11 protein-coding genes are annotated in these 14787 nt (G+C 45.0%); 7 read left to right on the plus strand and 4 right to left on the minus strand.

All coding sequences use genetic code 11. The annotated features are described in order from the left end of the window. On the minus strand, window positions 1-2636 hold a 2636-nt coding region (locus B3182_RS01675; RefSeq protein WP_292751285.1), incomplete at its 3' end, for a bifunctional diguanylate cyclase/phosphodiesterase. 249 nt (window positions 2637-2885) lie between these two features. Between B3182_RS01675 and B3182_RS01680 the strand changes: the two genes are divergently transcribed. From B3182_RS01680 to B3182_RS01690, 3 genes are all read left to right on the plus strand, one after another. Further along, window positions 2886-3692 carry an OmpA family protein gene (locus tag B3182_RS01680; protein WP_292354357.1) on the plus strand — a complete coding sequence of 269 codons (807 nt, stop codon included), beginning with the start codon at window positions 2886-2888 and terminating at the stop codon, window positions 3690-3692. 86 nt (window positions 3693-3778) lie between these two features. Beyond that, window positions 3779-5419, plus strand: a complete 1641-nt coding sequence (locus B3182_RS01685) for an acetolactate synthase large subunit (RefSeq protein ID WP_292354355.1) — start codon at window positions 3779-3781, stop codon at window positions 5417-5419. Between the two features lie 9 nt (window positions 5420-5428). Beyond that, window positions 5429-6880: an aldehyde dehydrogenase family protein gene (locus B3182_RS01690; protein ID WP_292354354.1), complete on the plus strand. Its 1452-nt coding sequence runs from the start codon at window positions 5429-5431 to the stop codon at window positions 6878-6880. 76 nt (window positions 6881-6956) lie between these two features. On the opposite strand, the gene B3182_RS01695 is transcribed toward B3182_RS01690, so the two are convergent. From B3182_RS01695 to cfa, 3 genes are all read right to left on the minus strand, one after another. Next, window positions 6957-7427, minus strand: a complete 471-nt coding sequence (locus B3182_RS01695; protein ID WP_292354352.1) for a Dps family protein — start codon at window positions 7425-7427, stop codon at window positions 6957-6959. 65 nt (window positions 7428-7492) lie between these two features. Then, on the minus strand, window positions 7493-8950 hold the full coding sequence (locus B3182_RS01700) for a catalase (protein ID WP_292354351.1): 1458 nt from the start codon (window positions 8948-8950) through the stop codon (window positions 7493-7495). 140 nt (window positions 8951-9090) lie between these two features. Next, complete coding sequence (cfa, locus tag B3182_RS01705; protein ID WP_292354349.1) at window positions 9091-10278, minus strand: cyclopropane fatty acyl phospholipid synthase; 1188 nt, start codon at window positions 10276-10278, stop codon at window positions 9091-9093. A gap of 267 nt (window positions 10279-10545) precedes the next feature. Here cfa and B3182_RS01710 point away from each other — a divergent pair, with 267 nt between their 5' ends. From B3182_RS01710 to B3182_RS01725, 4 genes are all read left to right on the plus strand, one after another. After that, complete coding sequence (locus B3182_RS01710; protein WP_292354348.1) at window positions 10546-12129, plus strand: methyl-accepting chemotaxis protein; 1584 nt, start codon at window positions 10546-10548, stop codon at window positions 12127-12129. 86 nt (window positions 12130-12215) lie between these two features. Continuing rightward, entirely contained in the window at window positions 12216-12536 is a 321-nt protein-coding gene (locus B3182_RS01715) for a PepSY domain-containing protein (RefSeq protein ID WP_292354346.1), read from the plus strand. A gap of 2 nt (window positions 12537-12538) precedes the next feature. After that, a complete protein-coding gene (locus B3182_RS01720) occupies window positions 12539-13201 on the plus strand; it encodes a response regulator transcription factor (protein WP_292354344.1) in 663 nt (220 codons plus the stop codon). Continuing rightward, entirely contained in the window at window positions 13198-14523 is a 1326-nt protein-coding gene (locus tag B3182_RS01725; RefSeq protein ID WP_292354343.1) for a sensor histidine kinase, read from the plus strand. The genes B3182_RS01720 and B3182_RS01725 overlap by 4 nt, the downstream gene beginning before the upstream one ends. Window positions 14524-14787 lie beyond the last annotated feature (264 nt).

Consider the following 14787-nt stretch of genomic DNA (forward strand, 5'->3'; position numbering starts at 1 on the left):
TAGCCGGTGCCAAAATCATCAAGTGCAATCAGAACCCCTACCCGCTCACGGCAATCATCAATAATACGACTAAGTGTGGTCACATCACCCAATGCACTGCTCTCAAGAATTTCTAACTGTAATGACGCTGGCCGTATATCGTGGTAGCGATTTAAAATCTGCTGTAAAGACTGAATAAAGTTTTTGGCATGTAAATGATTTGCTGCAATATTGACACTCACTACGATATCCAAACCACCCTGCTGCCAGTACTGTAATTGCTGCAAAGCTGAATCAATAACCCACAGTCCCAGCTCAAACTCGAGCTCAGAGCCTTCCATATCCGTTAAAAAATCGCCTGGAAACAACAATCCACGCTGCGGGTGCTGCCAGCGAATCAAAGCCTCTACTGCAATTATTTCTCCAGTTCGCATATTTATTTCTGGTTGATAATGCAGAACAAATTCATCGTTTAACAACGCCTCACGTAACCGCTGTACAACATGATGCTTTTGAATAACCTGCTGGTTTAGTTCCGGGTTGAATAATCTGGACTTATTGCGCCCAGTCATCTTTGCTTGATACATCGCCTGGTCGGCATGACGCAGCAAGGTATCCAAATCCACATTATCCATTGGATACAGGGCGACGCCACTGGAGGCACTGATGGTAATGCGCCTGTTATCTATCCAATAAGGTTCTGCAAGAGTCTGATGCAATCTGATGAGTAGCTGCTCACATTGCTCATAGGAATTGATATCACGAAATAAAATAGCAAATTCGTCACCACCAAAGCGGGAAATAGTATCTTCCTCCCTGACGCTGGCACGTAGCCGATCAGCCACTTCAATCAGTAATAAATCGCCCACATTGTGGCCATAGGTATCATTGACCGGTTTGAAATCATCCAAATCCAGAAAACAGATCCCTAACCAAGTACCTAAACGCTGACTGTGAGCCACAGCCTGACTGAATCTGTCAGCAAATAATACCCGGTTTGGCAAGTGAGTCAGCACATCGTAATGTGCCATTAGCTCGAGCTTTTCCTGCTGCGTTTTTGATTGGGTAATATCGGAAAACAAGCCTGCGTAATATTGCTTGAAGCCTTGAGGATTGGTCATCGCCGTGATGGTCAGTTGCAATGCATACAAATGTCCATCTTTATGCCGATTCCAGATTTCACCTTGCCAATGTCCGTGATTTTCCAGCTTTCGCCACATTTCCTCAAAGAAAACATCATCATGTTTGCCTGATTTCATTATGGCGGGTGTATTTTGCAACGCATCCTGAGCGGTGAAGCCGGTAATTTCAGTAAAAGCCGGGTTAACTTCCAAAATTCGCCCCTGGATATCGGTTACTACAATTCCCTCATGTGCCTGACTGAAAATCTGCTCTGAAAAGTGAATTTTCTGTTCTGCCAGCTTACGACTGGTTAAGTCATAAACCACCAGTAATAACTCTCTGTTCACAGCCGCATCCAGCGGTGAAACTGAAAGCATCACATCGCGCGGCGTACCATCTTTACAGTGAACTTTGATCTCAACAGAGTGCTCGGGTAACGCCTTGGCATCAATGGTCGAATCACACCAGGCATTTATTTTTCTCAAATATTCCTGATTGATATCGGTTTTATTCCACCAGATAGCAAGACTAGGCAGATCGGCAGTGCTGTAGCCATAGAGTTCGGTAAAAGCAGGGTTAATAAAACTTACTTTCCGATCCCTTGCCACCATAATATAGGGGATGGGAGATGAGTCTATTACCTGACGAAACTTCAGATTGGCCAGAGAAGCTGTAAACATGAAGCGTACAAAAGCGGTCAATAAAGCAAAAATCCCCAATGCAACCACAAAAACCAGAATTCTGGATTGCCATACATCATTGTTAATGGTTTTCCAGCCCCCTTCAGGTTGTCCTGTCAGCAGCCAATAGCCGTCCGGTAAGGCCAGCGGCATGGTTAAGACCGGGTCTTTAAACAGGGAAGCGTCACCAAAAAATACTTCGCCAGCGGAACCAAGACCATCCTTCCCCCGAATGGCTATATCAATTGGTAACGTCTCATCCTTAAGGCCTGAGGCCTCAAAAAAGGCCTCAACGTCAATAACGGCTGAAATAATGCCCCAAAAATATTCATCTCCTTTCTCATCGTTAAGATAGACCGGAATACGAGTAATCAATCCGATCCCACCCTGTTTAAGCTCAAGAGGACCAGCCAGTACCAGTTTTCGATTTAATCTCGCACGTTCAGCCGCATCTTTTTGTGTGGGCTCCTGAAGGTAATTCAGACCAATAGCCTGTTCATTTCCTGCTATCGGGTACATATAACGAATAACCATTTCGGGGGCAGCAGCAATATTTCGCAGTTGCGTGTGTTCACCAATCAAATGCTGCATGGCAATTGCAAATTGCTGCTGGGTTAAGTCAGGATTTACGGCAAATAAGCCTGGCAGGCCACGTACGATCTGAATATGGTTCTGTAAATTTGTAACCAGATTGTTATGCAAAATACTCAGGTGCTGCTGAGTTTCCGCCAGCAAAGCATTTTTATGCCGATCCTGAATAACATAATCAAGATAAGTTGCGGCAACCAGAATCAGCAATGCGATTATGGCAATCATGCTGTTGAAAACCGGTTTAGTTGCGATAAAAGGACGCATTTGCGATCCGTGAAATAGCCAATACATACAATATATTACAGCTGGAACAATGTGATAAAAAAATGATTGCCGAACGATGTGTTACAGGTCACAACCTGTTCTAACCAACAGGATTACTATTAGGCCACTTATTGCTACGGCAAAATCTTGATTTATCATACAGTTACGGTAACAATGAAACCTCGAATAAATACTGTCCTAATTCCATCAGCCAATTATGAAGATCTGAATGAATTGGTGAACGGACAAATGACAAATCAAAAACGAACGCCGGGTACTTCGAATCGCATGGTAAAACGTAAAGCTATTCCTGCTTATATCGCTATCTTTGCTGATTTGATGACATTATTGTTATGTTTCTTTGTGTTACTTTTATCCATGTCAGAGCTGGATGTTGTCCGGTTAAAAATGGTTGCCCAATCCATGCACAACGCTTTTGGCGTTGAGCAGCCCGAAGAACCCGACCCCATCCCAAAAGGCACTTCAATCATAAGGCAAACCTTTTCTCCAAATCCTTCTGATATGACGGTCATTCAGGAGGTCCGACAGGATGCTGATCCTAATAACCCTATTCTTGAAACCTCTGATCTCAATTTATACATGCAAGCCAAGCAACAACGGCAACTGAGGGAAATCAAAGAAGCCTTAAAAGAACAAATTGATGAAGGACTGCTACAGGTTGAAACGAGAGAGGACCGGGTGGTCATCACCATTGATGAGCAAGCCTCCTTTCCTTCCGGTCTGGCCTCGATAAAACCGGCCTTTGTTCCTGTTCTGAAGACTATTGCAGATGCCCTGGCAAATATTGAGGATCCACTGGTCGTTTCAGGGCATACTGATGATCGTCCATTGAGTACATCACAATATCGTTCCAACTGGGAGTTATCCGGTTCACGTGCCACTTCCGTGGTGCATGAACTGCTTCGCTATCCAGAATATCAAGCCGAACGTTTTCGTGTTGAGGGCTATGCAGATACACGTCCAATCACAGAAAATGACACTGAATCAGGTCGAGCACGCAACCGAAGGGTAGAAATAGCTGTCCTCACTCAGTAAGGGCTGTGATGCCTTGATTATTTATGGTACAACCAAGCAACGACGCAATGTTTGCTCCGCCATCCCAGAGGACCTAGGAACACTCCATGAAAACATCTGATCTACTGGTTAAAGCGTTAGAAAACGAAGGGGTCGAATATATTTTTGGTATCCCTGGCGAAGAAAATCTCGATTTCCTTGATTCACTACAACATTCCTCCATCAAACTGATTATTACCCGCCATGAGCAAGGCGCAGGATTTATGGCGGCTAATTATGGACGTTTAACCGGCAAACCCGGTGTATGTCTGTCAACTCTGGGGCCTGGCGCGACCAATCTCATCACCCCCGCTGCTTATGCCCAATTGGGTGGCATGCCGATGTTGATCATTACTGGCCAAAAACCGATAAAGGCCAGTAAACAGGCACTCTTTCAAATTGTCGATATCGTTAACATGATGCGGCCTATCACCAAGTTCACCAAGCAGGTGGTGCATGGTAATACGATTGGTGCTGTGGTTCGGGAGGCCTGCCGTCTGGCGGTTCAGGAACGTCCCGGCGCCGTGCATATCGAATTACCGGAAGATATTGCTGCTGAAGAAGTTCAGGACAGAATTTATGTAGTCGAAAATATCCGCCGTCCGGATGCTGATAACACGGCAATAAAAGATGCGCTGGAAATGATTCGCAAGGCCAATATGCCACTGTTATTGATTGGTGCCGGGGCAAACCGGAAACGTGCCAGCAAAGCGTTAACCCGTTTTGTCGAAAAAACCGGGATTCCGTTTTTTAATACGCAGCTCGGTAAAGGCGTTATTGATGAGCGTCATGATAGTTATCTCGGTACAGCGGCATTATCCGAATCCGATTATCTGCACTGCGCCATCGAACGGGCAGATTTAATCATCAATGTCGGCCACGATGTTGTAGAAAAGCCTCCTTTCTTTATGAAAGATGGTGGGGCACCAGTTATTCATATCAATTTCCAGCCGGCTGAAGTCGATCCGGTGTATTTTCCACAACTGGATGTCATCGGCGATCTTGCCACGTCAATTAATCGCTTATCAGATGCCCTGTCACCACAGTCAAACTGGGATTTTTCCTATTTCTATCGTGTTAAACAGGAAGTTCAGCAACGCCTGGGGCTTTACAGTGATGATGATCGTTTTCCAATTTTACCGCAAAGCGCAGTCACCACCATTCGTGCAGCGCTGGGTGAAAAAGATATCCTGGCGCTGGACAATGGGCTTTACAAGATCTGGTTTGCCCGGAATTATCAATGTTATGAAAACAACACACTGCTACTGGATAACGCGCTGGCAACAATGGGGGCCGGCTTACCGACAGCAATGTTGGCCAAACTGATAAACCCCGATCGTAAAGTAGTTGCGGTCTGTGGTGATGGCGGGTTTATGATGAATTCGCAGGAAATGGAAACCGCGGTTCGACTGAAACTGGATCTGGTGGTGATTATTCTTAATGATAACGCCTACGGCATGATCAAATGGAAACAGCAGGGAATGGGATTTAAAGACTTCGGTCTGAATTTCGATAACCCTGACTTTGTGAAATATGCTGACAGCTATGGTGCCATCGGACATCGACCATCCAGCTATATTGAGTTCGATAAAATGCTGCGCGAATCACTCAATAGCCCCGGCGTACATTTGATTGATGTTGCCATTGATTATTCTCTCAACCACTCAATACTTAATGAAGGGTTGAAACAAAAAATCTGCATTCTATAAGGAAGCTTTATGTCTAGCGCACCTCACTTCGCCCTGAACCTACCCGGCGTAGCAGCCAAACAACGGGCACAGATTGATGTGACCAATCCATATAATGATCAGCTGATCGCTACCGCTGATGTGGCAGATAGCAACGCCGTCGAAACCGCCCTGCAAACTGCACATAGTTTATTTACCGATAGAAGCAAATGGCTTTCTGTTCCACAGCGTTTGGCGATTTTGGAAAAATCGCTTGAATTAATGCAGCAGCAATCTGATGAGCTGGCCAAAGGCGCTGCTGAAGAGGGCGGCAAGCCGTTAATTGATTCCAAAGTCGAAATGGTGCGTTGTATTGATAGTATTCGGCATTGTATGGACACCTTGCGTCATCAAACGTCGCATCCGGTTCCGATGGGTGTTAATCCTGCTTCACAGCATCGCTTAACCATGCTGCACAAAGAGCCAATTGGTGTGGTGGTTGCCATCAGTGCCTTTAATCACCCGTTAAATCTGATTGCTCATCAGGTGGGACCGGCAATTGCTGCGGGATGTCCGGTAATTGTCAAACCGGCTGAAAACACTCCGTTATCCTGTTTCCGTCTAGTCAAAATCTTCCATCAGGCTGGTTTACCCGCTGAATGGTGCCAGGCTTTACTGACCGAAAATCATCAGGTTGCTGAGCAACTCGCCACCGATCACCGGGTCGCTTTTTTAACGTTTATCGGCAGTGCCAAAGTAGGCTGGTATTTACGTTCCAAACTGGCGGCTGGAACCCGCTGTGCATTGGAACATGGTGGCGTAGCACCGGTAATCGTCGATGAAAAAGCCGATATTGATGCAGCCATTCCTGGTTTGGCCAAAGGCAGCTTTTACCATGCCGGTCAGGTGTGTGTGTCAGTTCAGCGTATTTTTGCTCATCATTCGATTGCACGTGAGCTGGCTGACAAACTGGCAGTGGCAGGCAATAAAATGCAGATTGGCGACCCATTATCTGATCAAACGGAAATCGGTCCTTTAATTCGTAACAGTGAAGTGACCAGGGTAAATGACTGGGTACAGGAAGCAGTAAGCCAGGGCGCAAAATTATTATCCGGCGGTGAAGCTATGGCAAATAACTGTTATGCCACGACTGTATTATTTGATCCGCCAGCAGATGCCAAAGTCTCCAAAAGCGAAATTTTCGGGCCGGTGGTCTGTGTCTATCCTTATCAGAATGTGGATCAAGCGATTGCTGAGGCCAATAGTCTGGATTTTGCCTTTCAGGCGTCTGTTTATAGCCAGAATATTGATAATGCCATGTATGTTGCAGAAAGACTGGATGCTTCTGCTGTGATGATTAATGAACATACTGCATTTCGGGTTGACTGGATGCCATTTGCCGGCCTGAAACATTCAGGGCATGGCACCGGTGGCATTGCCTACAGCATGGAAGATATGCAGATAGACAAAATGATAGTGCTCACCTCTAAAAGTATCCCTTAGGTGTGAATCCCATATTGCAGACAAAAAGAGACCGCCCGAGGGCGGTCTTAAAATTTGAGAGAGAAAAAAGTACTTGCTACTGCGTCATTGCCCGTAACATCCAGGCAGTTTTTTCATGAATTCGCATACGGTCAGATGCTAATGCCGACGAAGATTCGTCATCTGCTGCTTCTGCCAATTTCAATACTTCACGGCAGGTTTTCACCACTAATTCGTGGTTATGCGTCAGAATTTCGGTCATTTCCATCGCATCTGGTACACCGTCTTTTTCCTTGATGGAGCTTAATTCAGCAAACGCTTTATAAGTACCTGGAGCTGAGACACCCAGTGTTCTGATTCGTTCCGCAATATCATCGACGGCTGTAGCCAACTCGACGTAGTGTTCTTCAAACATCAAGTGCAGGTCACGAAAGCGTGGACCCGTGACATTCCAATGGAAATTATGGGTTTGCAAATACAGGGTGTAAGTGTCTGCCAATAATTTTTTCAAACCTTCGGCGACCTTTTCTCTGTCTTTCTTATTAATACCAATATCAATCGAACTCATAAATTTACCTCCTGATAAAATTCGAAGTCTGCCGTGATATCACGGCGACCATGATCCATATTTGTTTAGTTCACATCGTTCAGCGAAATACCAATCGCATCCGCCACACCTTTACCGTAGGCAGGATCTGCTTTCAGACAATTGCGAATATGACGTTTCTTAACTTCGTCATCAGCACCATCAATTGCCCGAGCAGTATTTTCAAACAGCACTTGCTGTTTCTCTGGCGTCATCAAACGGAACAAGTTACCGGGTTGTGAATAGTAGTCATCATCATCTTCCCTAAAGTTCCAATGATCTGCAGCACCATTGATGGCTAATGGTGGTTCACTGAAATCAGGTTGTTCCTGCCATTCTCCATAGCTATTAGGTTCATAGCCTTTAGTACTTCCGTAATTGCCATCAACTCGCATTGCCCCATCGCGATGATAACTGTGATAAGGACATCTAGGCGTATTCACCGGTATCTGATGATGATTAACCCCTAACCTATATCTATGGGCGTCACCATAAGAAAACAACCGTCCATGCAACATTTTATCTGGCGAAAAGCTAATTCCAGGCACAACGTTAGCCGGTGTAAACGCTGATTGCTCTACGTCTGCATGGTAGTTTTCTGGATTACGATTAAGCTCCATTACACCAACATCGATCAGCGGATAATCTTTATGGGGCCAGACTTTCGTTAGATCAAACGGATGAACGTGATAGGTATCCGCATCTTTTTCAGGCATGACCTGCACTTTCAATTCCCAGCGAGGATAATCAGCGCGATCAATTGCTTCAAATAAATCCTTTTGATGACTTTCACGATCTTCGCCGACGACTCTGGCCGCCTCTTCATCGGTCAGGTTTTCAATACCCTGCATGCATTTGAAATGAAATTTCACCCAAAAGCGCTCGTTATTGGCATTGATAAAGCTATAGGTATGACTGCCAAAGCCATGCATATGCCGGTAACTTTTCGGCAGACCGCGATCACTCATCACAATCGTGACCTGATGTAACGCTTCTGGTAATAAAGTCCAGAAATCCCAGTTGTTCTGCGCGCTACGCATATTGGTCTTGGGATCCCGTTTCACGGCATGATTCAAATCCGGAAACTTCAACGGATCACGCAAGAAAAACACCGGTGTGTTATTACCGACCATGTCCCAGTTACCTTCTTCGGTATAGAACTTAACGGCAAAGCCACGAATATCACGCTCTGCGTCTGCCGCCCCTCTTTCACCGGCAACAGTGGAGAAACGGGCAAATAATTCCGTTTGTTTTCCCACTTCAGCAAAAATTTTAGCACGAGTGTATTGGGTTATATCGTTGGTCACTGTAAACGTGCCAAAAGCACCCGAACCTTTAGCGTGCATCCGTCGTTCTGGAATCACCTCACGATCAAAGTGAGCCATTTTTTCCAGAAACCAGACATCCTGCATCAATAACGGGCCACGAGGGCCAGCTGTCATGCTGTTCTGGTTATCTACAACCGGTGCACCACCAATTGTGGTAAGTTTTTGTTTATCTGCCATGTTCGCCTCCTTGAGGGCATTAAATAAAACTCATCTTTGTGAGTTTTTAATGACTATAGGCGAAACAGATGAATCGGTAAAACAACTAATATCAATAACATTAATCGCTTTTATCAATAAACAAAATTTTTCGATATCACTTATCTTAAAGATCGGTACTCGCCTTCACGGCCCTGTTTACTTAATACGAGCTGCCACAGCTGGCCTTGTTTGGAGCGAAAGAAACCGGCACAGCTATGCAAATAATACTTCCACATACGGTAAAACCTTTCATCATAATGGGTGGATAAATCGGGCCAGGCTTTATCGAAGTTTTCCCACCACGCCATCAGTGTTTTGTCATAATCAGTGCCGAAGTTGTGCCAGTCCTCAATGACAAAACGGCTATTAAGGACTGATGCCAGTTCTGCTGCTGAAGGTAATTTGCCATTGCGAAAGATGTATTTATCAATCCATGGATCCACTTTAAGTGACGTAGCGTGAATGCCGATGGTGTGCAGTAGGAACAGTCCTTCGGGTTTGAGCAGTTTCATTGCACTGTCAAAATAGATCGGATAATTCTTGGGCCCAACATGTTCGAACATACCGATAGACACAATTTTGTCGAATTGCCCTTCTAAATCCCGATAATCCATCAATTCAATCGTCACTGGTAAACCGGCACAACGCTCCTGGGCGAGGGTTTGTTGCTCTTTTGAGATCGTAATGCCATGAACTTCTACGCCATAATTCTCTGCAGCATATTGAGCAAAACTGCCCCAGCCACAGCCAATTTCAAGCACCCGTTCACCGGGTTGAAGCATAAGTTTTCTGCAAATCAAATCCAACTTATGCGTTTGGGCCTGGGCCAGATTATCCGCCTCTGCCCAGTACCCACAGGAATAGCTCATTGTGGGGTCGAGCATCGCCTGAAAAATATCATTACCGGTGTCGTAATGTTTTTTGCCTACTTCATAAGCCCGTTTGCTGGTTTGGCGATTGAACAGGTTCTGGCGAAAGATTTCAAAATACAGTCTGAATTTGGCGACACTGCCCAGATGTTTTTCGATATCAACTTTAAGTAAGCGGTGAAACAGCTCATCCAGTTCATGGCTCTCCCACATGTTATCCATATAGCTTTCGCCAAACCCGAGAGAACCCTGCGTTAAAATCCGCCGATAAACTCTTGAATCAAACACCTGAATGTCCCAAGGCTGATCGCCATTGAAACTGACACCGGCGAGATCAGCTGCCTCTTTTAAAATAGCAGGTGGGGAAACCGTTTGCGTTTGACTTTGTCGTTCCTCACTCAACTTTACGTGAGGCACTTTTGAAGTGGATTCAGTCATAGACGGTATTTCTCCTCTATTCTTTCGGGTTTATAGCCCTACCATAGCTGAAAAATAAAATGATTTGTATAAGGTAATTACTGATTTTTCAGCTTGGTTGTTTGCTCTGATAATTAAGTTAAAAGTTTTAATGAATTACAGAAACCATTCACCTCTGTTCATTTAAAGTCCACAATGAAAGTGCCGATAATAATAAAAGTACAAAAACGGCAGTTCGCATTAAGTGTTGAACAAAAATAAAAAAATCGGGCCACAGAGGGCAAGATCATGAAAAAAAACCTACCTATAACCAATAACGAGGTGGCCTTTCCTGAAGGTGAAGAAATAATATCAACCACCAGCTTAAAAGGGATTATTACCAGTTTTAACGACACCTTTCAGAAAATCAGCGGTTTTGAATCCGATGAATTATTAAATAAAAATCATAATGTTATTCGACATCCAGAAATGCCTCCGGCAGCGTTTGATGATTTATGGAAAGCAATGAAATCCAATCATCACTGGATGGGTATTATCAAAAATCGTACTAAGAATGGCGATCATTACTGGGTGGATGGCTATGTAAGCCCAATGATCGATAATGGAGAAGTTACTGGATATGAATCGGTTCGCACCAAACCGAGTCGAGAACGTGTTGCCAGAGCTGAAAGAGTTTACCAACGAGTCAATAATGGCGGTTCAGCTCGGGATGGCAGCTTCCTGGCAAGGATGGACCTGAAAACACGTTTTATGCTCGCGCATACCCTGGCCTTGTTGAGCGCTATTGTTGTAGCAGGTTTATTATTGAGCACCACCCCTGTTTATGCCATGACCGCCGCTTTAATCATTGCCTTATCGGTATTTTTTATATTGTCCATCTGGGCTTTTTCACCTTTAAAACAAGCTGCAGAAAAAGCGCGACAGGAAATTGATAATCCACTGATGGCATTGATCTATACCGGTCGTTCAGATGAGATTGGCCAAATCCAGTTGCCAACCGAATTCTTACGTGGCCGGCTTGGAACGACTTTGGGCCGGATCCGGGATTCTGCATCCAGTATCGAACATGAAGCGGATGAAAGCGCCCGTTCAGTGACTGATATTCAAACAGCTATTCGCCAGCAATCCATGCGTATGGAAGAAGTCGCCACTGCAATGACTGAAATGACAGCCAGTATTCAGGAAGTAGCTAATAATGCCGCCTATGCTGCCACCAAGGCTCGCGAAACAGATGAACTCTCGAAAAATGGCGTAAGCAGTGCCTCTAAGGCGGTGAACTCGTTAAGCGATCTGAGCACTGCCATTGGGAATATTTCTTCCGTGGTTGCTCAGCTGGATAAAGACACTCGTAATATCGGTCAGATCATTGAGGTCATTACCAGCATTGCTGATCAAACCAATTTGCTGGCATTGAATGCCGCCATCGAAGCAGCACGTGCAGGAGAACATGGGCGTGGTTTTGCTGTCGTTGCTGAAGAGGTCCGCTCACTGGCCAGCAAAACGCAGCTTTCTACCCAGCAAATTCAGGATTTAATCGGCAAGCTTAATGGCGCGGTCAAACAAGCTGTTGTGGTAATGGAACAAAGCCAGCAAACCAGTGAAACCAGTGAGCTGCATGTTAAATCCTCGATTCAGGCGCTGGAAACTATCGCTAATGAAGTCAGCAATATCAATGAATTGAATACGCAAATAGCCACTGCTGTTGAAGAACAAAGCAGTGTCAGTGAGGATATAAACCGAAATATTGTGCAGGTGAATGAAAGTGCAGCTCAGGTAACACACGGTGCTGAAATAGCAGATAACGCTGCCAATGGTCTTTCAACTCAATCACATCATATGAGCGATATGATTAAACGATTCCAACAGGGGTAAGTTAATTTCTGCAGAAACAGTTAAGCTTAAATTAAGGCTGATTCGATACCATCCAAGTTAACCACAAGGGCTTTTTTGGGAAAATTATGCAACGTTCAATTTCATCGGCATTTCATTTAATAGGCTTGGCGCTTGTTTCAGGGCTGCTCCCCAGCCCTGTGCTGGCTGATGATGTCAGTCATTCTGAAGCACGAATGCTGCGTGAGTCCGGAAAGATTCTGCCATTAGAAAGCATTCTTGAAACCGCCAATAACTATCGTAAAGGCGAAGTTATTGATACAGAGCTTGAGCGGGATGACAGTTTGCTGGTCTACGAAATTGAAATACTGGATGATCAGGGACGGGTTTGGGAACTTGAATTTGACGCAACAAATGGCGACTTGCTCGAACTCGAACTGGACGATTAAACATGCGGATATTGCTGGTTGAAGATGATGTGCTGATGGGGCCAACGCTACAGAATGCATTATCACAAGCAGGTTATGCCGTTGATTTGTCTGTCGATGGCATTGATGCTGAAGCCCTGGGCGATATTGAGCCCTATGATCTGATTGTTCTGGATCTGGGTTTACCGAAACGTTCCGGGATGGAAGTTTTGCAAAACTGGCGTCATCGCAACAATCATGTGCCCGTGGTTATCCTGACAGCAAGAGGCAGCTGGGAAGAAAAGGTGCAGGGCTTTAAAGCCGGCGCTGATGATTACGTTGCTAAGCCGTTTCAAACAGAAGAACTATTGGCTCGAATCAGTGCGGTGCTGAAACGTAGTTCAGGTACCAGTGGAGGACCATTACAGGTCGCCGGATTACTGCTTGATGAAGATGCCCAGTCCGTTAAATTAAAAGATGGCCGTTTTTTTAACTTAACTGGGACGGAATTCCGACTGTTACGCTATTTTATGTTGCATCCAGGCCAGGTTATTTCGAAAAGCCGACTGACGGAACATGTCTATGAATATGACAGTGATAGAGACAGCAATGTTATTGAAGTGTATGTCAACCGACTACGCCAGAAGGTAGGCACAGATTTGATTCAAACCCGTCGTGGGCAAGGCTATATTTTCGGATCGGCATGAGCTCACTAAAACGCCGACTGTCGATTGGTCTGACGTTTACTCTCAGCCTGTTAATTTTGCTGCAATGGGCACTTATAACGCTGGTCATTGAACGTGTTACCGAAACACAACTCCTGGAACGGTTGGAAAGCGAGACTGAAGGGCTGCTGGCTAGCGTCGAAATTAATCCTGACGGTTCCTTCGACCTAAGCTCGCTTCGTCTCAGCAGTTTGTATCAACGACCTTTTTCTGGTCATTACTATGTAGTGTGTACTGAAAAAATCTGTAAACAGTCGCGATCTTTATGGGATGAATCATTAACCATCGAACAACTTGCCAGTGGACAGAAACGCCAAACATTAATCGATGGACCGAATGAGGAAAGACTGTTCAGCCTGCAACGTGGCTATTTCAAGCAAGGACAAAGCCTGACCATTATGGTGGGGCAAAATATCAGTGAACTGAATGAAGATATATCGCATTTTCAGATGCTGTATTCACTGGTATCAGGTATTGGTCTGATTGTTCTGCTGATAATTCAGTGGTTGATCGTTGGCAAAGCATTACAACCTTTACAACGCCTCCAGCAACAACTCTCAAGATTACGCAGAGGTGAAACGGAAAAAATTGAAACTCAGGGGCCTGAAGAGATTCAGCCCATGATACAAGAGCTTAACCGTTTATTGGTGACCATGACTCGCAAAACCCAACGCTCACGTGCTGCATTAGGTAATCTGGCACATGCTCTAAAAACACGTCTTACGCTATTGAATCAAACCGCTGAAAGTAGCGAACTGAAAACGCTTCCGAATATGCAAAAAGCATTACATCAGGTCAGCCGGGATATGGGACAAACCATCGAAAGAGAATTAAAACGTGCCCGTTTACTAGGTTCGCCGATGCCGGGTCAAAAAGTCGATCTGGAACATGAGATTGCTGAGCTGAGCCGGACCTTACAGTTACTTTATCGAGATAAATCACCCGTTATCGACTGGGAAATTGAACCTGATTTACAGTTTTTTGGTGATCGGGAAGATTTGCTAGAGATGCTGGGTAATCTGCTGGAAAATGCCTGTAAATGGTGTCGTAAACGCGTCAATATTACTGTTTATCAAAACCATTATTGTTATTTTGTGGTTGAAGATGATGGTCAGGGCTGTGATGAAAGTAAATTGTCACAACTACCACAACGAGGCTTCAGAGCTGATGAGTCGGTACCTGGGAGTGGGCTTGGGCTGGCCATTGTGTCTGACATAGTAGAAAGTTATAGCGGCGAAATGTTGTTCAGTCGTTCTGCGATGGGCGGATTGAAAGTGGAAGTCCGACTGCCATTAATTGTATAAGGAACCCGCCTCGGCGGATTCCCTAGGACTTGTTGATCTTTCATCTCCGCCTCTGTTGTGAGCTGAAAAAGCGTCAATCAAGGCACGAGGAGCGCTTTTTAGTTGTTCTAAATAAGTGACGAGCAACGAAGAGTGGCGTTTTTTCAGTCACAACCCAAAGGGCTGGGGCTATTTTTCCGCCCTACGGCGTTGGAAATGACTTATGTAGAACAACTACATCGCATCATTTCCGTCTTGTAGGACGAAAAAATAGCCGCCAGCAGT

Source organism: Methylophaga sp. UBA4204 (genome assembly GCF_002379485.1).
In the GTDB taxonomy this organism is placed as follows: Bacteria; Pseudomonadota; Gammaproteobacteria; order Nitrosococcales; family Methylophagaceae; genus Methylophaga.

Excerpts from the sequence above, each read along its gene's own strand:
- B3182_RS01720 (WP_292354344.1), top strand. The coding sequence starts at position 12,539 with ATGCGGATATTGCTGGTTGAAGATGATGTGCTGATGGGGCCAACGCTA.
- cfa (WP_292354349.1), bottom strand. The coding sequence starts at position 10,278 with ATGACTGAATCCACTTCAAAAGTGCCTCACGTAAAGTTGAGTGAGGAA.
- B3182_RS01700 (WP_292354351.1), bottom strand. The coding sequence starts at position 8,950 with ATGGCAGATAAACAAAAACTTACCACAATTGGTGGTGCACCGGTTGTA.
- B3182_RS01690 (WP_292354354.1), top strand. The coding sequence starts at position 5,429 with ATGTCTAGCGCACCTCACTTCGCCCTGAACCTACCCGGCGTAGCAGCC.
- B3182_RS01680 (WP_292354357.1), top strand. The coding sequence starts at position 2,886 with ATGACAAATCAAAAACGAACGCCGGGTACTTCGAATCGCATGGTAAAA.
- B3182_RS01725 (WP_292354343.1), top strand. The coding sequence starts at position 13,198 with ATGAGCTCACTAAAACGCCGACTGTCGATTGGTCTGACGTTTACTCTC.
- B3182_RS01695 (WP_292354352.1), bottom strand. The coding sequence starts at position 7,427 with ATGAGTTCGATTGATATTGGTATTAATAAGAAAGACAGAGAAAAGGTC.
- B3182_RS01715 (WP_292354346.1), top strand. The coding sequence starts at position 12,216 with ATGCAACGTTCAATTTCATCGGCATTTCATTTAATAGGCTTGGCGCTT.
- B3182_RS01710 (WP_292354348.1), top strand. The coding sequence starts at position 10,546 with ATGAAAAAAAACCTACCTATAACCAATAACGAGGTGGCCTTTCCTGAA.
- B3182_RS01685 (WP_292354355.1), top strand. The coding sequence starts at position 3,779 with ATGAAAACATCTGATCTACTGGTTAAAGCGTTAGAAAACGAAGGGGTC.